Here is a 17,783-nt window from a genome sequence, read left to right as displayed (position 1 = left end):
GATCAAGGCCGGATCACCAGCCGCTGTCCAGGAAACCCGGGCGGTTGACCAGGTTGAACAGCGCGAAGCGGCGCTGCTGATTGCCGTTGATCGCGGTGTACGCGCCCCCGGCGACAAGCTGCCCCAGTTCCCGGCTGGCGCTGAGGGTGTTCACGCCGACCGAACCGTTGCCGTTCGCGGTCCACGGCAGCAGCTCGCCGGACGTGGTCACCGCGGCCAGCTTGACGCGGCGGGTCGAGCCGTCGAGGCAGACGCCCTTGTTGCCGACGTTGGCGCTCTTGCACACGTTGTCGAAGTGCCCGCCGAGGTAGACCGTGCCGTCGAGCACGGCCACGGCCTGTACGTCGCCGTCGGTGGTGATGGTCCACTTCGCGGTGCCGGCCAGGTCCATCGCGGTGGCCCGCCCGCCGCCGCCGTCGATCCCGGCGTACAGCGTGCCGCCGTCCAGGGCCAGGTCGTGCACCATCGCCGTCACGTGGGACCAGAAGCCCAGATCGACCTCGCCCTGCGCCGGATCGACCGCGGCCACCTTGCCGGTGCCCCTGAGCCAGTTCACCGCATTGAAGCGTCCGCCGAGGTAGACGCGGTCGGACGAGACCAGCAGGGCGCGCACGATGTCGTTGACGTGCGGCCGCCAGTTCGGGTCCAGCGCGCCGGAGCGCGCGTCGAACGCGGCGGCCCGGGTGCGCTCCTGCCCGTCCACGCTGGTGATGGAGCCGCCCAGGTAGACCCGGCCGTGCCCGACGGCGATGGCGTACGGCGTGCCGGAGATCGAGTGCTTGAAGGTGCTCTCCACGGCGCCCGAGGCGCTGATCTTCGCCAGGTTGTCGCGGTTGACGCCGTTCACCTTGTGGAACGAGCCGGCGGCGTAGACACCTCCGCCGTCCGCGGTCAGCGCGGTGACCCGGGCGTCCGCGCCGGGGTTCCACGGCAGCAGCGCGCCGGTCCGTGCGTCCACGGCCGCCAGCCGCGACCGTCCGACCGACTTGCCGTTGCTGGTGACCGAGGTGAAGTCGCCGCCGACGTAGATGGTGCCGCCCCAGTACGTGGTGGCGAGCACCTCCCCGTTGAAGGTCACTGAAGGAGCCGGAGCCGGGTTCACCGGTGCGGCGAGGACGGCCGTGAAGGCCAGCGGTGAGATCAGCACGCCGAGTGCCGCGGTCACCGTCATATTGCGCAATGTCGAACATTTCAGCACGTCATACCCAACGAGGCACCCACCGGGCCGACGCTCCCACGCTCACGGTGTGGCAGGCTGCGCGTGTGAACATCGCGGTGATCGGACTCGGACTCATCGGCGGCTCACTCATGCGCGCCCTGTCCGCTGCCGGGCACCGCGTGCTCGGGTTCGACGCCGACCCGGAGACCCGGGCCACGGCCCGCAGCGCGGCGGCCCGGGTGCCCGCGGCGCAGCGCTGGCAGCTCACCGCGACCATCCGCGACGCCGCGGCCGACGCCGAACTGGTGGTGCTGGCGGTGCCGCTGCCGGCCCTGGACGACGTGCTCGACGCGCTGGTGGCCAGCGGCTACCACGGCCTGATCACCGACGTGACTTCGGTGAAGGGGCCGGTACGCGAGGCGGTCGCGGCCCGGTTGCGCCGGGCGGCCAACCCGCTCGCCGGGTTCGTCGGCGGGCACCCGATGGCGGGCAAGTCCGCCTCCGGCTTCGCGTCCGCCGATCCGGCCCTGTTCACGGGCTGCGCCTGGGTGCTGTGCCTGGACGAGCCGACCGGCCTGGACGACTGGCTCACCGTGGCCGGCCTGGTCACCTCGCTGGGCGCTCGGGTGGTGCCGTCGACCAGCGCCGAGCACGACCGCGCGGTGGCGGTCATCAGCCACGTGCCGCACCTGCTGGCGCTGGCCCTGGCGGCGACGGCCGCGGGCGACCCGCTGGCGCTGACCCTGGCCGCGGGCTCGTTCCGGGACGGCACCCGGGTCGCGGGCAGCCGGCCCGAGCTGGTGGCCGCGATGTGCGGCGGCAACGCGGCGGCGGTGCTGACCGCGCTCGGCGACGTGCAGGACCGGCTGGACGAGGCGGCCAAGGCGCTGGAGGGCCGTGACCCGCTGCGCGCGGTGCGCGACTGGGCGAAGGACGGCCATGCCGCCCGGCAGGCCTGGCCGCCCGCTCCGGGCCGCCCCGAGCAGGTCCCGGTCCGGGCGGAGACGCTGCTGCGGCTGGGCCGCGCCGGGGGCTGGATCACCGAGGTCGCGGCGGATCGCCGTACCGTGACGGCTTTCCTGCCGGTTGAAGGGTAGTGAGCGAGCGGAGCACGCGAACCGGGTGGCTCAGTCCCGGTCATGCCGTCGACGAGCGCAGCGAGGAGCAGGCATGACCCAGCCTCGAACGCGTCCCACCCTGCGTGAACCCCATCCGGTGCGACCCTGGGCGGTGGTCGCCGGCGCGCTGGCGGCGGGGGTGTGGCTGCTGTCGTTCGGGATGTTCGGGGTGACCCTGGGGGGATACGTCGGCTGGACCCTGCTGGCGGGTCTGCTCGCCTGGGCCGCCGCGTTGGCCCTGATCCGGTACGGCGACCGCGGGGTCGCGACGGGAGTCTCCGCGGCGACCGGCGTCGCCTGGACCGCGGCAGCACTCTCCGTAATCGCGGAGTGGATCCGCCGAGGAGCCTGGCCACTGTGAGTGACCTTGCGTTAAACCCCCGAGACGAGCGCGCCGCCGGTACCGTGCTGAGGAGCGGCGGTCACGAAGCGTCACCAAACAACCGCATTACCGGACTTGACGAAGCTCACACTCGCGCGGCACTCTCGGCTGTATGTGGACGCCGCAGCAGCCAGATCCGGACCGTTGTCGCCGGCGCCTGCAGCTGCTCGCCGAGCTGTCGGGAGGCACCGGCCGGGAGCGGCTGCTGCCTGTCGTGGGCGGCGCCTCCAACATGACGCGTGCCGTCCGGGGGGCCGGCAAGGGCGTCGCCGCCGACAAACTCCGCGAGCTGATCGCGATGCGTCGGCGACTGGCGGGCTGACGGGTCGTTGTCAGATCAGGGTCATCAGTCGGCCGACCGCCGCCTGAGGGCCGTCTCGCGGGCGAATCATGGATCGCTCGTAGCCCATATCGACACCATTTGGGGGGACCGTGTCGTACTTCGCCGCCGCGGTGGTCCGGAGCCGGTCCGGCTGGGCCGCCAGCGAACTGAACCTGCATGACGCGGCAGACGTGGACGAGGTGGCCGACCTGCTGCGTGAGGCCGACCCGGGTGCCGACGTCTCCTTGATGTTCGTCGAGTCCGACGACGCCTACCTGGTCGTCATGCGCCTCGACGAGGGCGAGGACCTGCGGATCTTCGGTTCCGACTCGGCCTTCGCCGACGAGTCCCGCCTCGGCAAGCTGCTTCTCGTCGACGTCGAGGTCCCGGTCGTGGAGATCGACGAGGTCGAGGCGGCCGACGACGACGAGGACCGCCCCGCCGCCGACCCGACCGCCGACCCGGTCGGCGACGCCGACCTGCTGGCCGACCTCGGCGTCTCCGCACACAAGCTGCTGACCCTCTGCGCCACCGACGGCCTGCTGCCCGCCGACGTCACCGCCGAGGTGTGCCAGGCGATCGGCTGCGGCGACGAGGTCGAGGAGCTGCGGGAGTCTTGAGACCCCGGCCGCGGCACGAGGAGTGGATGCGCCGCGCCCTCGACGTCGCCGCGGGCTGCGACGACAGCGCGGACGTGCCGGTCGGCGCGGTGGTGTACGCCCCCGACGGCACGGAGCTGGCGGTCGGCCGCAACGAGCGGGAAGCCGCCCACGACCCGACCGCGCATGCCGAGATCCTCGCGCTGCGCGCCGCCGCCGCCCGGCTCGGCGCGTGGCGGCTCGAGGGCTGCACCCTGGTGGTGACCCTCGAACCGTGCACCATGTGCGCGGGCGCGATCGTGCTGGCTCGCATCGGCACGGTGGTCTTCGGCGCCTGGGAGCCGAAGACCGGCGCGGCCGGCTCACTCTGGGACGTGCTGCGCGACCGCCGTCTCAACCACCGCCCCGAGGTCTACTCCGGCGTGCTGGCCGACGAGTCCGCCACCCTGCTCCGCGCCTTCTTCGACCGCTGACCCCCGCTCCGCGCCACCCCGCCCCGCGCCACCCCGCCCCGCGGCCGTGGCGCGGCTGCAGTTTCGGGGAAAGTGCGCGAATCAGGCCGCCGATAACCGCAGTTTCCCCGAAACTGGCGAGTCCAGTCGGAGCGCGGCGCGGGTCAGGAGGTGATCGTGCCGGAGAGGTGGGGCTTGGCGGTGCGGGCGTCGCGCAGGGCGAAGTCGCGGCCGGTGAAGGTGAATCCGATCGTGGCCGGGAGCAGGATGGGCAGCTTGAAGGACACCTCCACGGCGTACGCCGCAGGCAGTCGCCCTTCGAGCGCGGCCAGGCAGCGGGCCTTGCTCCACATGCCGTGCGCGATGGGTCTGGGGAAGCCGAACAGTCGCGCGCCCGCCCACGAGGTGTGGATCGGGTTGTGGTCGCCGGACGCGTCGGCGTACGCGGTGCCGGTCGACGTCGGCACCCGCCACGTCGCGTGCGGCGGCGTCGCCGGGGCGGGCTCGCGGGCGGGGCGCTCGCCCTTCGGCTCGACGCTCGGTCCCTTGCGCAGGTAGGTCGACACGTCCCGCCACACCACCTCGCCGCCTACCGACGCCGTCGTGATCACGTCGTACTGCCGGCCGCGCGGGTGGTCGCGCAGGTCCTGCGCGTGCACCGCGAGTTCGAGCACGTCGTCCGCGGTGAGCTGCCGGTGCTGCTCGATCCGGTTGGCCACGTGCACCCCGCCGACGACCGGGAACGGGAAGTCGCGCCGGGTCATCAGGTCGAGCTGCAAGCCGAAGCCCAGCACGTGCGGATACGTGACCGGCAGCCGGTCGCTCAGCCGGAACCCGCATACCCGCTGGTAGCGGGCCAGGTGTTCGGGGTCGACGGTGACCGTGCCGGTCATCGTGTCCTCGGGCAGCGTGCTCGGCCGGGGAAAGGGCAGCACGGACAGCGCGGCGCGCAGCATGCTCGGCATCAGGCCCCCAGCAGCGACTGGCCGCAGACCCGGACCACGTTGCCGGTCACCGCGGCCGAGCCGGGCGCGGCGAACCAGGCCACCGTCTCGGCGACGTCGACCGGCAGGCCGCCCTGGGACAGGCTGTTCATCCGCCGCCCCACCTCGCGGATGAGCACCGGCATCTTCGCGGTCATCGCGGTTTCGATGAAGCCCGGCGCGACCGCGTTGACGGTGACGCCCTGCGCGGCGAGCACCGGCGCGAGCGCGCGCACCCAGCCGATCACGCCGGCCTTGCTGGCGGCGTAGTTGGTCTGCCCGCGGTTGCCGGCGATGCCCGCGATCGAGGCGACCCCGATGACACGGCCGCCCGCCGGGATCAGGCCCGCGTCGAGCAGCGCCTCGGTGACGTGCGCCGGGGCGATCAGGTTGACTTTGAGCACGCTGTCCCAGCGGGTCTGATCCATGTTCGCGAGCGTCTTGTCGCGGGTGATGCCCGCGTTGTGGACCAGCACGTCGAGCCGGCCGTGCCGCTCCCGGACGTGGTCGACCAGCCGCTGCGCGGCGTCGGTGCCGGTCAGGTCCAGCTGGTACGCCTCGCCGCGCACCTCGTTGGCGACCTTGGCCAGGTCGTCCCCGGCCGCCGGCACGTCCAGGCAGATCACGTGCGCCCCGTCGCGGGCCAGCACCCGGGCCATGGCCGCGCCGATGCCCCGCGCCGCCCCGGTCACCAGCGCGACCTTGCCGGTCAGGTCCTTCGTGTCGGGCGCCGGCGTCGCGTCCACCGTGATCGTCTGCCCGCTGACGTACGCCGACTTCGTCGAGATCAGGAACTCCAGCGTCGAGCGCAGCGCGGCGACGTCGGCCTCCGGGTGCACCCGGACCAGCTGGGCCGTGGTGCCCCGGCCGAACTCCTTGCCGATGCTGCGCACGAATCCGTCGAGCGCCTGCTGGGCCGCGGCCTGGCCGGGGTCGGCGGCGCTGCTCAGCGGCAGGCCCAGCACGATCACGCGGCCGGCCGGGGTGAGCGCCCGCGCCACCGGGTGGAAGAAGTCGTAGAGCGCCCGCAGCCCGGCGGGCGTGGTGATGCCCGTGGCGTCGAAGACCAGCGCGTGGTGCTTCTCGCCCTCCTCGTTCGAGCCGAGCAGCTTGGCCAGCTCCTCGTAGCGCGGGCCGTCGGACGGCCCGACGAGCACCGGCCCGGGGATGAGCGCATCGCCTGACCGGTATCGCGGCAGCCGCGGCGGATCGGGCAGCCCGAGCCGCTTGACTATCGCCCGCCCCGGCCCGGACCTTGCGAAACTTGTGTAACGGTCGCTCATGCGGTAGACCTTACTCGCGAGTAAGGTCTGACACCAGGAGGCTGTTGTGACTGACAGAGTGCGCAAGGTGGCTGTGATCGGCGGCAACCGCATCCCGTTCGCCCGCTCCAACAGCCGGTACGCCCGGGCCTCCAACCAGGACATGCTCACGGCCGCGCTGGACGGCCTCGTCGCCCGCCACGGCCTGGCCGGGCAGCGCCTCGGTGAGGTGGCCGCGGGCGCGGTGCTCAAACACTCCCGCGACTTCAACCTCACCCGCGAATCCGTGCTCGGCACCGGCCTCGACCCGGCCACCCCCGCCGTCGACCTGCAGCAGGCCTGCGGCACCGGCCTCCAGGCGATCACCTACCTGGCCAACAAGATCGCGCTCGGCCAGCTGGAGTCCGGTATCGCCGGTGGTGTCGACACCACCTCCGACGCGCCGCTCGCCCTCAACGAGCAGTTCCGCCGCATCCTGCTGCGCCTCAACAACGCTCGCACCACGGGCGAACGGATCAAGGCCGCGATGGCGCTGCGCCCGCTGCAGCCGTTCAAACCCGAGCTGCCCCGCAACGCCGAGCCGCGCACCGGCCTGTCCATGGGCGAGCACGCCGCGATCACCGCCGAGCGCTGGGCCGTCACCCGCGCCGATCAGGACGAGCTGGCCCTGGACTCGCACCGCAAACTGGCCGCCGCGTACGACGCGGGCTTCTTCGACGATCTGCTCACGCCGTATCTGGGCCTCACCCGCGACCAGAACCTGCGCCCGGACAGTTCGCTGGAGAAGCTCGGCGCGCTCAAGCCCGTCTACGGCCTGCGTGGCAAGAACCCCACCATGACCGCGGGCAACTCCACCCCGCTGACCGACGGGGCCGCGGTCGTGCTGCTCGGCACCGACGAGTGGGCCGCCGATCGCAAACTGCCGGTGCTCGCGCACTTCGTCACCGCGCAGACCGCCGCCGTCGACTTCGTGCACGGCGACCCGGAGCCCGAGGGCCTGCTCATGGCCCCGGTGTACGCGGTGCCGCAGCTGCTGTCCCGGCTCGACCTGAAACTGCAGGACTTCGACTTCTACGAGATCCACGAGGCGTTCGCGTCGCAGGTGCTGGCGACCCTGGCCGCGTGGGAGTCCAACGGGCTGGGCGCGATCGACCGCTCGCGTCTCAACGTCAACGGCTCCTCGCTCGCCGCCGGCCACCCGTTCGCCGCGACCGGCGGCCGCATCGTCGCCACCGCCGCGAAACTCCTGGCGCAGAAGGGCAAGGGCCGCGCCCTCGTCTCCATCTGCGCCGCCGGCGGCCAGGGCGTCGTCGCGGTCCTGGAGCGCTGAGCCCGGCGACCACCCCGCCCGTGCCGCAGTGGCACGGGCGGGTTCTGCTCAGTCCTCGCAGCCAAGCGGCAGACCTGCTCGAGGGCAACGCGCGTCAGGGAACCGGTTCAGCGCCTGCGCAGCGTGAGGCGGGTGAAGAGGGCGGCCGGGTGCCAGGGCAGCCGCAGCCGTGACCGCTGCACCGTGAACGGAGCCCGGCCGTAGGCGGCCAGCGCCGGCCGGACCGGCAGGAAGCGGAAGTCGTACACCAGCAGCAGCCCGCCAGGTCGCAGCACCCGCGCCAGTTCCACGGCTGCCGCCTCCAGGCGGGGCCACTCGTGCTGGCTCAACGTGGAGCTGGCCACGTCGAGGCCGCCGTCGGGAAACGGCAGCGCGGCGACGTCGGCGGTATGCAGGCTGATCCGCTGTGCCAGCCCGGCCCGGTCCGCCGCCGTCGCGGCCACCGCGACCATGTCCGGCGAACTGTCCACTCCGCTGAGCCGCAGGTCGCCGCGCCGCCGCGCCAGTTCGTGCAGCATGCGGCCGGGTCCGGTGCCGATGTCGGCGACATGGCCGCCCGCCGGTGCCGTCGCCGCGATCTCCGCCGCCACCTGCCGGTAGAACGGCCGCAGCAGCGCCGCGGCGCGGCGGTCATAGGACTCGCTGCGGTCGCGGTCGAAGGCATGTCCGCCCTGGTGCTCGGACCTGCGCCGCCGATCGGGGTGATGCTGCCCGTCCATCGCGGTCACCGGCCCAGCAGTGCGGCGGCGGCGGCCGGGTAGCGCTCCCCGGCGACCGCGCCGTCCGGCACCGCCGCGCGCAGCCCGGCCCGCTGCTGCGACGTGAGCCGCACCGTGCGGGCGGCGGCGTTCTCGGCGAGGTGGCCGGGGTCGCTCGTGCCGGGGATCGCCACGATGTCCTCGCCCTCGCCCAGCACCCAGGCCAGGGCGGCCTGAGCCGGCGTGCAGCCGAGTTCCGCGGCGACGGCGGCGACGGCGGCGGCCAGCGCCTGGTTGTGCGGCAGGTGCAGCGGGCTGAACCTGGGGAGCATCCGCCTCTGGTCCTGCTCGGCCAGCCCGGGCAGACCCGCCAGCAGGCCGCGCCCGACCGGTGAGTACGCGACCAGTCCGATCCCGAGCTCCCGGCACGTCGCCAGCAGCCCGCCCTCCGCCACCTCCCGGGTGAACAGCGAATATTCGACCTGCACCGCCGCGACGGGGTGCACCGCGTGCGCCGCGCGCAGCGTCTCGGGGCTCACCTCGCACAGGCCGATCCAGCGCACCTTGCCCGCCACCACCAGCTTCGCCATCGCGCCGACGGTCTCCTCGACGGGCACCCGCGGATCGCGCCGGTGCACGTAGTAGAGATCGATCGTGTCGACGCCGAGCCGCCGCAGCGACGCCTCGCAGGCCTCGGCCACCCAGGCGGGTGACGTGTCCACGGCCGCTCCGGGGGTGCCGAGCCGCCCGCGCATGCCGAACTTCGTGGCCAGCACCACCTCGTCGCGACGCTGCCGGACGACCTCGCCGACCAGTTCCTCGTTGCCGCCCTCGGCGTAGGCGTCCGCCGTGTCGAACATGTCGACGCCCAGGTCCAGGGCCTGATGCAGGACGGACGCCGCCTGCCGGCGGTCGACCGCGCCGTAGCCCCCGTTCAGCCCCATGCAGCCCAGCCCGACAGGCGACACCGCGGGCCCGCCGCGGCCGAGCTGCCTGCTCGCGTACTCGGTCATGACTCTCCTTCGTCAGGTGACTTGACACCGGTGGCGAGCGTGCAGGTTCATGTCGACATGAAGTCAAGCGAGCGGATGGAGATCGGCGACGTCGCCGCGGCCTACGGGCTGGGCACGCACGTGCTGCGGCACTGGGAGCAGATGGGGGTGCTGACACCGGGCCGGACCGGGGCCGGTCACCGGGTCTACGGCCCGTCCGACGTGGCGCGCGTGGCGCTGATCCTGCTCGGCAAGAAGGCCGGGCTGAGCCTGGACCAGATCCGGGAGCTGCTCGGCGAGGACGCCGACCGGGACCGGCGGCTGGCGCTCTACCGGCAGCACCATGCCGAGCTCCGCGAGCGCGTCGTGGCGGTGCAGGCCTCGCTGGCGATCGTCGAGCACGCCCTGGAGTGCCCCGCCGAGGACTTCACCACCTGCCCCGACTTCCAGGCGAAGGTGGCCGGCCAGATCCCGCCCCGGCTGCGCCCGTGACCGTGGTCGACGAGCGGCTTCGGGGAACCTGCGGGTCCGGCGCCGGGTGGGTGCGCAGTTCTGCCGGAAACCGCCGGACGTGCAACCCCACGCCGCGGAAGGCCGGTCGGGCGGGTGGAGGTGAGGGATGACGAAGTCCGAAGAGGAATGTTTCCGGGTGTTCGTCGCGGAGCGGATGGACCGCTGGCGGCGCACCGCCTACCTGCTCAGCAGGGACTGGCATGCGGCCGACGACGTGGTGTCGGTCACCGTCGGCAAGCTCTACCGGCACTGGCGCAAGGTCCGCGCCGCCGACAATCCCGACGCGTACGCCCAGCGGGTGCTGGCCCGTGCCTGGCTCGACGAGACCGCCCGCCCGTGGCGGCGGGAGCGGGCCACGGCCGAGCTGCCGGAGCGGGCGATGCACGAGCCGCACGGCTTCCTGGACCGCGACGGCCTGAACGCCCTGCTGGGCTCGCTCGGGCCGCGGCAGCGCGCGGTGGTCGTGCTGCGTTACTACCTCGACTACTCGGTCGAGGAGACCGCCGAGGTGCTGGGCATCTCGGCCGGCACCGTGAAGAGCCAGTCCGCACGAGGCCTGGAGACGCTGCGGCGCCAGGTCGTCCCGATGGGGGGTTTGTCATGACACAGCAGCTGTTCGACGACGTCATCGGTGAGGTTCCCGCACCTGGCGTCGACGTCGACCGGATCATCCGCCGGGAGCGGCGCGGGACGGCAGCGCGCCGGCTGGCGGGAGTGACCACGGGTGCCCTCGCCCTGCTGGCGGCGGGTGTCGTGGCGCTGGGCTCGGGAGCCTGGCAGGTGGACCCGTCGACGCCGGTGGCGGTGCCCGTCACCGGCGCGCCCGGAACCGCTGAGCCCTCGCCGGTGAACGGGTTCCGGCTGGTCTACAGCACGCCGGAGGAGGCCGCGGCCACCGCGGATCGGCTCGCTGAAGAGTTCGACAAGGCAGTGCTGGCGGTCGCCCCGAATCTGGTCTGGGTGTGGGGCGGCGAGCCGGTCGTGCGGTTCAAACCCAAGGGTGAAATCACGGACGTCACGCAGCTGCTCTTCTCCGGTGGCGGCGACGTGTCGATCGGGCAGCGCGTGGGCAACCTGTATCTGCAGGTGTCTCCGGTCGGGTACGGCCCGTCCGGGGGACCCGTCGAGACCGATCGCCGGAACGTCGAGGGTGAGCTGCAGCAGGTGGTGACAACGGTGTCGGTGCGGCTCGCGGACGGTCGGACATTCAGTGTCCACGCGAGCAACATCTACGGCCGCCCCGTCGCCACCGCGGTGCAGGCGGAACCTCCGCTGACGGTGGCGCAGCTCCAGGCCATCGCGCAGGCCGTCGCCGCGAAGGTCATCGTTTAGCGGATGGTGCCGGGCGGAGCGAGCCACTGGGCGGGCTGCCCGGTGGCTCGCCTGATCACGTCGAAGTCCCCGTCGTAGTGCAGCACCGTCAGCCCGTTCAGCTCCGCAGCCGCCGCCACCAGCAGATCGATCGGCCCGGCGCTGCGATGTTGGCCCCTGCGCGTCAGCAGGTCCTGCACCTCGGCGGCGCGCTGGTAGACCCCGTCGGGCATGAAGGTGGCGATATAGGAGCCCGTCAGCAGTCTAACGATCTTGACTCGGTCGGCCATGGACCGGGCAGAGAACAGCAGCTCCAGTTCGGTGATCGGGCAGATGCCGACCAGACCCGCATCGACCTTGTCACGCCAGACGTCCCGCAGAGCCGGACCGCGGTGCAGACGCACCAGCGCGCTGGTGTCGATGAGGAAGGTCGGTGTCACGGCTTCGGACGGTAATTCTTCTTGTCCAGAAGCTCGTCGAAGTATCCGGTATCTGCCAGTGCGCTCAACTCGTCGAAAGCCTCGGCTCGACGGCGTTGGGCGGCGCTCTCGCGCAGCGCGGTGTTCACCGTGTCCTTCTTGGTCTTCGTGCCGAAGACCTCGGCGGCATCGGCGAGCAGCTCCTCGTCGATGTCGATCAGCATCTTCGCCATCGACTCCCCCTCACCCCGCGTATATATGCTTTGGCTTCCGAGTATATACGCGGCCGCACGGCCTCGCCAGGGTCGTCGATCGGTGCGTGCGAGAATGAGGCACGTGACAAAGCGCCCGCACGTTCCGAATGTCCTGGCCACCAGGTATGCCTCCGCCGAACTGGTGACGCTGTGGTCACCCGAGGAGAAGGTCCGCGCCGAGCGGCGACTCTGGCTCGCCGTGCTCCGCGCGCAGCGCGATCTGGGCATCGCGCTCCCGGACGGCGTCATCGAGGCGTACGAGCGGGTGCTGGACACCGTCGACCTGGACTCGATCGCCGAGCGCGAGCGGGTGACCCGTCATGACGTGAAGGCGCGCATCGAGGAGTTCAGCGCGCTGGCCGGGCACGAGCAGATCCACAAGGGCATGACGTCGCGCGACCTCACCGAGAACGTCGAGCAGCTGCAGATCCACGACTCGCTGCTGCTGATCCGGGACCGGATCGTCGCCGCGCTGACCCGGATGGCCGCCCGCGCCGCCGAGTACGACAACCTGATCATGGCCGGGCGCTCGCACAACGTGCCCGCCCAGGCGACCACGCTGGGCAAGCGGTTCGCGAGCGCCGCGCAGGAGATGCTCATCGCGTACGAGCGCCTCGACGAGCTGATCGCCCGTTACCCCCTGCGCGGCATCAAGGGCCCGGTCGGCACGTCGGCCGACCAGCTCGACCTGTTCGACGGCGACGCCGCGAAGGTCGCCGAGCTGGAGCGCCGGGTCGCCGGTCACCTCGGCTTCCAGCGGGTGCTCGACAGCGTCGGCCAGGTGTACCCGCGCTCGCTCGACTTCGACGTGCTCACCGCGCTGGCCCAGGCCGCGTCCGCGCCGTCGAGCCTGGCCACCACGATCCGGCTGATGGTGGGCCAGGAGCTGGCCACCGAGGGCTTCAAGCCCGGCCAGGTCGGCTCGTCGGCGATGCCGCACAAGATGAACACGCGCTCCAGCGAGCGGGTCAACGGCCTGGCCGTGATCGTCCGCGGGTACGCGAGCATGGCCGGCGAGCTGGCCGGCGACCAGTGGAACGAGGGCGACGTGTCCTGCTCGGTGGTGCGCCGGGTGGCGCTGCCGGACGCCTTCTTCGCCCTGGACGGCCTGTTCCAGACCTTCCTCACGGTGCTCGACGAGTTCGGCGCGTACCCGGCGGTCATCAACCGCGAGCTGGACCGCTACCTGCCCTTCCTGGCCACCACGAAGGTGCTGGTCGGCGCGGTGAAGAAGGGCGTCGGCCGGGAGACCGCACACGAGGCGATCAAGGAGCACGCGGTCGGCGTGGCGCTGGCCATGCGCGAGCGCGGCCAGGCCGACAACGACCTGTTCGACCGCCTGGCCGCCGACACCCGCCTCGGCCTGTCCCGCGCCGAGATCGACGCCCTGGTCACCGACCGTTCCGCCTTCGTCGGCGCGGCCTCGGCCCAGGTCGCCGCGATCGTCGCCCAGGTCGAGAAGATCGCCGCCCACCACCCCACCGCAGCCGCCTACACCCCCGCCGCCATCCTCTGACCCGAGCAAAGGAAGGGCACCTTCTTAACGCTCCGCGTTGTAGAAGGTGCCCTTCCTAACTGGCTGGTGCCGTCGAGCTGTGTGGAGACGAGTCCGCGGCGGGACGACATTCCGTCCGCGGGGAGTGACGTGCCACGGAGCGGCGTCGCCGCGAGTCAGGGCGCGGCCACGGCGGACGGTCCGCCGGCCAGCGGGCCGGCCGGGCGGGTGCGGACTGCGGGCCGGTCCGGGCCCGCAGGCATGCCTGAGCTGGGAGGATCGGCACGTGGAGTTCCTCACCGCACTGTTGGTCGCCTATATCGCGATCGTTCCGGTCGAGCTGCCGGACAAGACGTTCGTGGCGACGCTCGTGCTCAGCACCCGCTACCGCCCGCTGCCCACCTGGCTCGGCGTGGTCGCGGCGTTCGGCGTGCAGTGTGTGATCGCTGTCGCCTTCGGCGCGCTGCTGACCAAGCTGCCGACCCGGCCGGTGCAGCTGGTGGCCGCGCTGCTGTTCGCGGTGGGGGCGTTCGTCCTGGCCCGGGGCGCAAGGAAGGCGGACGCGCAGGAGAAGGAGCAGGAGGCCGAGTTCGAGGCCAAGGCCGTCGAGCCCAAGCAGGGCTGGCGGGCGGCGGCGGCCAGTTTCGCGGTGCTGTTCACGGCCGAATGGGGCGATCTGTCACAACTGCTGTTGGCGGGTCTGGTGGCCAGTGGACGGCCGATGCTGCCGACTTTTCTGGGCGGCTGGCTCGGTCTGGCGACGGTTTCCGGACTCGCGGTGCTCCTCGGTCGATGGCTGTTGAAACGGGTGAGACTGGCAGTCATCCGTTACGTCGGAGCCGGGGTGTGCGCCGTCCTCGCGGTCGTGACCTTGCTCTCAGCTCTGTGAAAGCAGTCAACTCCTGGGAGTTTTGGCGCTCCCCAGAATAAGGGGCGAGTTGGCCGACCGGTAATCTGGTGGTGCCCGTGGCGGACAGGCAGACATAGAAAAAAGTCAGGAGTTTCCCCGTGGCTCGCGTCGTGGTTGACGTCATGCTTAAGCCCGAGATCCTCGACCCGCAGGGGCAGGCCGTCGCGAACGCGCTGCCCCGCCTGGGCGTCAATGACGTCGCCTCAGTGCGTATCGGTCGTCGTGTCGAGATCGATTTCGCTGGAGATGCCGACCTGGAGAGGGCTCGCGAGATCGCGGACAAGCTCCTCGCCAACCCGGTCATCGAGGACTACGAGATCCGGGTAGTCGAAGCAGCATGAGCAAGATCGGTGTGGTGACCTTCCCCGGTTCGCTGGACGACGGGGACGCGGCCCGTGCCGCGCGCATCTCCGGAGCCGAGGTCGTACGGCTCTGGCACGCCGACCCGGACCTGCACGGCGTCGACGCCGTGGTGCTCCCGGGCGGCTTCTCCTACGGTGACTACCTGCGCTGCGGCGCGATCGCCCGGTTCGCGCCGGTGATGGAGACGATCGCCGACGCCGCCCGCGGGGGCATGCCGGTCATGGGCATCTGCAACGGCTTCCAGATCCTCTGCGAGGCCCACCTGCTGCCCGGTGCGCTGACCCGCAACCAGCACCTGCACTTCCGCAACCGCGACCAGTGGCTGCGGATGGAGAACTCCTCGACGGCGTGGACGAACCACTTCACCGAGGGGCAGGAGATCCTGGTCCCGGTGAAGAACGGTGAGGGCTGCTACGTCGCCGACCGGCGCACCCTGGACGAGCTCGAGGCCAACGGCCAGATCGTCGCGCGCTACGTCCGCGGCAACCCGAACGGATCGACCCGCGACATCGCGGCGATCCGCAACGAGGCCGGCAACGTGCTGGGCATCATGCCCCACCCGGAGCACGCGGTCGAGGCGCTGACCGGCCCGTCGCTGGACGGTCTCGGATTCTTCTCGTCGGTGCTGAAGCACCTGGCCGACGCTAAGGCGGCAGCATGAGCCAGAACCACTTGGACGCGATGACCGTGGACACGGTGAAGGACGCCGAGTCCACCCCCGAAGAGCTGCAGCCCTATCTTGAGCTGGGCCTCAAGGACGACGAGTACCAGCGGATCAAGCAGATCCTGGGTCGTCGGCCGACCCAGTCCGAGCTGGCCATGTACTCGATCATGTGGAGCGAGCACTGCTCGTACAAGTCGAGCAAGGTGCACCTGCGGCAGTTCGGCGAGAAGGCCCCGCCGTCCGACCGGATGCTGGCGGGCATGGGCGAGAACGCCGGTGTCATCCAGATCAACGAGAAGATCGCGGTCACCTTCAAGGTCGAGTCGCACAACCACCCGTCGTTCGTGGAGCCCTACCAGGGCGCGGCGACCGGCGTCGGCGGCATCGTGCGCGACATCCTCGCCATGGGCGCCCGCCCGATCCTGGTGATGGACTCGCTGCGCTTCGGCGCGGCGGACCACCCGGACACCCAGCGGGTGCTGCCCGGCGTGGTGGCCGGCGTCGGCGGCTACGGCAACTGCCTGGGCCTGCCCAACGTGGGCGGCGAGGTCTTCTTCGACGAGTGCTACCAGGGCAACCCGCTGGTCAACGCGCTCAGCCTGGGCGTGCTGCCGGTCGACGGCCTGCAGCGCAAGGAGGCCGACGGCCCCGGCAACATCGTGGTGCTGATGGGCGCGAAGACCGGCCGCGACGGCATCGGCGGCGTGTCGGTGCTGGCCAGCGCGACCTTCGACGACGAGTCGCAGCAGCGCCGGCCGAGCGTGCAGGTGGGCGACCCGTTCACCGAGAAGCTGCTCATCGAGTCGTGCCTGGAGCTGTACGCGGCGAAGCTGATCGTCGGCGTGCAGGACCTCGGCGGCGCGGGTCTGACCTGCGCCCTCACCGAGACCGCCGCCTCGGCGGGCACCGGTATGGACATCCAGCTGGAGAAGGTCCACCTGCGTGAGGCCTCGATGGAGCCGCAGGAGATCCTGGCCAGCGAGTCGCAGGAGCGCATGCTCTTCATCGTGGAGCCGGGCAAGCTGGACGCGGTGCTCGGCATCGCCCAGCTGTGGGGCGTCATCGCCACCCCGATCGGCGTCGTCACCGACACCGGCCGGGTCCGGATCACCTTCCACGGCGAGACCGTGGTGGACGTGCCCCCGGGCAGCCTCGCCGACGACGGCCCGGTGTACGCCCGGCCGCTGCGTGAGCCCGCGGACCTGATCCTGCTGCAGGCCGACCGCGCGGAGACGCTGCCCCGCCCGCACCACGATTTCCAGCTCAAGGACACGATGCTCAAGCTCGCCGCGTCGCCGAACCTGTGCGACCGCAGCTGGGTGACCGAGCAGTACGACCGGTACGTGCTGGGCAACACCGTGCTGGCGCAGCCGGAGGACGCGGGCATCGTGCGGCTCGACGAGCAGTCGGGCCTCGGGGTCGCGCTGTCCCTGGACTGCAACTCCCGGTTCGCCCGCCTCGACCCGTACGAGGGCGCGAAGCTGGCCCTGGCCGAGGCGTACCGCAACGTCGCCGTCACCGGCGCCGAGCCGGTGGCCGTCACCGACTGCCTCAACTTCGGCTCGCCGGAGGACCCGTCGGTGATGTGGCAGTTCGCCGAGGCCGTGCGCGGCATCGCGGACGGCTGCCAGGAGCTGGGCATTCCGGTGACCGGCGGCAACGTCAGCTTCTACAACCAGACCGGCGCGGTGGCGATCCACCCGACCCCGGTCGTGGGCGTGCTCGGCGTGCTGGAGAACGTGGCGCAGCGCATCCCGATGGGCTTCAGCCACACCGGTGACGTGCTGGTGCTGCTCGGCGACACGGGCCTGGAGCTGTCCGGCTCGGAGTGGGCCTGGGTGGCGCACCAGCACCTCGGCGGTCGCCCGCCGAAGGTCGACTTCGCCCGGGAGCAGGCCATCGCCGGCTTCATGCAGCGGGCCGCCGAAACCGGCCTGGTCCGCTCGGCGCACGACCTGTCCGACGGCGGTCTGGCACAGGCTCTGGTCGAGTCGGTGCTGCGCAAGGGCCTCGGCGCGACCTTGACCCTGCCCGTGGACATCGAGCCGTTCGTGTCGCTGTTCAGCGAGTCGGCCGGCCGGGTGCTGATCAGCGTTCCGGTGGGCCACCGCCAGGCGTTCGAGTCGCTGCTGGCCGAGCACGAGCTGCCGGCGACCATCCTTGGCCAGGTCGACGACGAGGGCGCGGACCTGACGGTCATCGGCCACGGCGAGGCGGGCCGGTTCACCGTGTCGCAGGCCGAGCTGCGCGACGCCTTCTCCGGAACGCTGCCGCGGATGTTCGGTGCGGGCGAGCCCGGCGCGGCCGTCGCCGCCGCGCCGGTGGTCGAAGCTGTGGCGGTCGTCGAGACCGTCGAGGTCGCCGAGACCGTGGTGGTCGAGGCGGAGGCCCCGGCGGCGCTGCTCGCCGAGGGCGAGTCGGCGGAGCAGCCGGGCGAGGTCGCGCAGGCCGACGACGAGGCCCGGCGCACCGAGGGCTGACCCACGCACCACATCTGATCCGGGTGCCGTTTCCGCTGTCCGCAGCGGGGCGGCACCCGTGTCGTTTCGGCGGCGGC

Annotated in this window: 21 protein-coding genes; 14 read left to right on the top strand and 7 right to left on the bottom strand. The window is 71.9% G+C overall.

Going from position 1 to position 17,783, the window contains the following annotated elements:
• Positions 1-13 precede the first annotated feature (13 nt).
• Entirely contained in the window at positions 14-1,171 is a 1,158-nt protein-coding gene (locus FLL47_RS26130; RefSeq protein ID WP_144123206.1) for a PQQ-binding-like beta-propeller repeat protein, read from the bottom strand.
• Positions 1,172-1,179: 8 nt separating this feature from the next.
• Here FLL47_RS26130 and FLL47_RS26125 point away from each other — a divergent pair, with 8 nt between their 5' ends.
• The 5 genes from FLL47_RS26125 to tadA all read left to right on the top strand — a co-directional run bounded on the left by FLL47_RS26125 (position 1,180) and on the right by tadA (position 4,053).
• Positions 1,180-2,256, top strand: coding sequence for a prephenate dehydrogenase/arogenate dehydrogenase family protein (locus tag FLL47_RS26125; protein ID WP_425457767.1), 1,077 nt, complete (start codon positions 1,180-1,182; stop codon positions 2,254-2,256).
• A gap of 73 nt (positions 2,257-2,329) precedes the next feature.
• Positions 2,330-2,638 (top strand): hypothetical protein, encoded by a 309-nt coding sequence (locus FLL47_RS26120; protein WP_144123204.1) that lies wholly within the window; start codon positions 2,330-2,332, stop codon positions 2,636-2,638.
• Between the two features lie 133 nt (positions 2,639-2,771).
• Complete coding sequence (locus tag FLL47_RS26115) at positions 2,772-2,981, top strand: hypothetical protein (RefSeq protein ID WP_144123203.1); 210 nt, start codon at positions 2,772-2,774, stop codon at positions 2,979-2,981.
• 110 nt (positions 2,982-3,091) lie between these two features.
• Entirely contained in the window at positions 3,092-3,601 is a 510-nt protein-coding gene (locus FLL47_RS26110; RefSeq protein WP_144123202.1) for a tRNA adenosine deaminase-associated protein, read from the top strand.
• On the top strand, positions 3,550-4,053 hold the full coding sequence (tadA, locus tag FLL47_RS26105) for a tRNA adenosine(34) deaminase TadA (RefSeq protein WP_425457766.1): 504 nt from the start codon (positions 3,550-3,552) through the stop codon (positions 4,051-4,053). Before FLL47_RS26110 ends, tadA begins: the two co-directional genes overlap by 52 nt.
• Before the next feature lie 143 nt (positions 4,054-4,196).
• Here the strand turns inward: tadA and FLL47_RS26100 are convergent, their stop codons facing one another.
• Complete coding sequence (locus tag FLL47_RS26100; RefSeq protein ID WP_144123201.1) at positions 4,197-4,997, bottom strand: MaoC/PaaZ C-terminal domain-containing protein; 801 nt, start codon at positions 4,995-4,997, stop codon at positions 4,197-4,199.
• Positions 4,997-6,298, bottom strand: coding sequence for a 3-oxoacyl-ACP reductase (locus FLL47_RS26095; RefSeq protein WP_144123200.1), 1,302 nt, complete (start codon positions 6,296-6,298; stop codon positions 4,997-4,999). The genes FLL47_RS26100 and FLL47_RS26095 overlap by 1 nt, the downstream gene beginning before the upstream one ends.
• A gap of 46 nt (positions 6,299-6,344) precedes the next feature.
• On the opposite strand from FLL47_RS26095, the gene FLL47_RS26090 reads away from it, so the two are divergent.
• Complete coding sequence (locus FLL47_RS26090; RefSeq protein ID WP_186315912.1) at positions 6,345-7,607, top strand: acetyl-CoA C-acetyltransferase; 1,263 nt, start codon at positions 6,345-6,347, stop codon at positions 7,605-7,607.
• Positions 7,608-7,714: 107 nt separating this feature from the next.
• Here the strand turns inward: FLL47_RS26090 and FLL47_RS26085 are convergent, their stop codons facing one another.
• Both FLL47_RS26085 and FLL47_RS26080 read right to left on the bottom strand, forming a co-directional pair.
• Positions 7,715-8,326, bottom strand: coding sequence for a class I SAM-dependent methyltransferase (locus tag FLL47_RS26085; protein ID WP_144123199.1), 612 nt, complete (start codon positions 8,324-8,326; stop codon positions 7,715-7,717).
• A gap of 5 nt (positions 8,327-8,331) precedes the next feature.
• Positions 8,332-9,318 carry an aldo/keto reductase gene (locus tag FLL47_RS26080; protein ID WP_144123198.1) on the bottom strand — a complete coding sequence of 329 codons (987 nt, stop codon included), beginning with the start codon at positions 9,316-9,318 and terminating at the stop codon, positions 8,332-8,334.
• Positions 9,319-9,375: 57 nt separating this feature from the next.
• On the opposite strand from FLL47_RS26080, the gene FLL47_RS26075 reads away from it, so the two are divergent.
• The 3 genes from FLL47_RS26075 to FLL47_RS26065 all read left to right on the top strand — a co-directional run bounded on the left by FLL47_RS26075 (position 9,376) and on the right by FLL47_RS26065 (position 11,142).
• Positions 9,376-9,789 carry a MerR family transcriptional regulator gene (locus FLL47_RS26075; protein ID WP_144123197.1) on the top strand — a complete coding sequence of 138 codons (414 nt, stop codon included), beginning with the start codon at positions 9,376-9,378 and terminating at the stop codon, positions 9,787-9,789.
• Positions 9,790-9,916: 127 nt separating this feature from the next.
• On the top strand, positions 9,917-10,414 hold the full coding sequence (locus FLL47_RS26070) for a SigE family RNA polymerase sigma factor (protein ID WP_144123196.1): 498 nt from the start codon (positions 9,917-9,919) through the stop codon (positions 10,412-10,414).
• Positions 10,411-11,142: a hypothetical protein gene (locus tag FLL47_RS26065; protein ID WP_144123195.1), complete on the top strand. Its 732-nt coding sequence runs from the start codon at positions 10,411-10,413 to the stop codon at positions 11,140-11,142. Before FLL47_RS26070 ends, FLL47_RS26065 begins: the two co-directional genes overlap by 4 nt.
• On the opposite strand, the gene FLL47_RS26060 is transcribed toward FLL47_RS26065, so the two are convergent.
• Positions 11,139-11,561 carry a PIN domain nuclease gene (locus FLL47_RS26060; RefSeq protein WP_144123194.1) on the bottom strand — a complete coding sequence of 141 codons (423 nt, stop codon included), beginning with the start codon at positions 11,559-11,561 and terminating at the stop codon, positions 11,139-11,141. The genes FLL47_RS26065 and FLL47_RS26060 overlap by 4 nt on opposite strands.
• Positions 11,558-11,773 carry a type II toxin-antitoxin system VapB family antitoxin gene (locus tag FLL47_RS26055; protein WP_144123193.1) on the bottom strand — a complete coding sequence of 72 codons (216 nt, stop codon included), beginning with the start codon at positions 11,771-11,773 and terminating at the stop codon, positions 11,558-11,560. Before FLL47_RS26055 ends, FLL47_RS26060 begins: the two co-directional genes overlap by 4 nt.
• Positions 11,774-11,867: 94 nt before the next feature.
• Between FLL47_RS26055 and purB the strand changes: the two genes are divergently transcribed.
• The 5 genes from purB to purL all read left to right on the top strand — a co-directional run bounded on the left by purB (position 11,868) and on the right by purL (position 17,706).
• Positions 11,868-13,310, top strand: a complete 1,443-nt coding sequence (gene purB / locus FLL47_RS26050) for an adenylosuccinate lyase (RefSeq protein WP_144123192.1) — start codon at positions 11,868-11,870, stop codon at positions 13,308-13,310.
• Positions 13,311-13,575: 265 nt separating this feature from the next.
• Positions 13,576-14,178, top strand: a complete 603-nt coding sequence (locus tag FLL47_RS26045) for a TMEM165/GDT1 family protein (RefSeq protein ID WP_144123191.1) — start codon at positions 13,576-13,578, stop codon at positions 14,176-14,178.
• A gap of 119 nt (positions 14,179-14,297) precedes the next feature.
• On the top strand, positions 14,298-14,540 hold the full coding sequence (gene purS / locus FLL47_RS26040) for a phosphoribosylformylglycinamidine synthase subunit PurS (RefSeq protein WP_120317757.1): 243 nt from the start codon (positions 14,298-14,300) through the stop codon (positions 14,538-14,540).
• The gene (gene purQ / locus FLL47_RS26035; protein WP_144123190.1) at positions 14,537-15,223 is read left to right on the top strand and encodes a phosphoribosylformylglycinamidine synthase subunit PurQ; all 687 of its coding nucleotides are present in this window, start codon (positions 14,537-14,539) and stop codon (positions 15,221-15,223) included. Before purS ends, purQ begins: the two co-directional genes overlap by 4 nt.
• The gene (gene purL, locus FLL47_RS26030) at positions 15,220-17,706 is read left to right on the top strand and encodes a phosphoribosylformylglycinamidine synthase subunit PurL (protein WP_144123189.1); all 2,487 of its coding nucleotides are present in this window, start codon (positions 15,220-15,222) and stop codon (positions 17,704-17,706) included. The genes purQ and purL overlap by 4 nt, the downstream gene beginning before the upstream one ends.
• Positions 17,707-17,783: the final 77 nt, after the last annotated feature.

Source organism: Catellatospora sichuanensis, from assembly GCF_007483665.1.
GTDB lineage: Bacteria > Actinomycetota > Actinomycetes > Mycobacteriales > Micromonosporaceae > Catellatospora > Catellatospora sichuanensis.
Note: the sequence above shows the minus strand (reverse complement) of the source record. Positions and strands in the feature narration are given on the sequence as shown.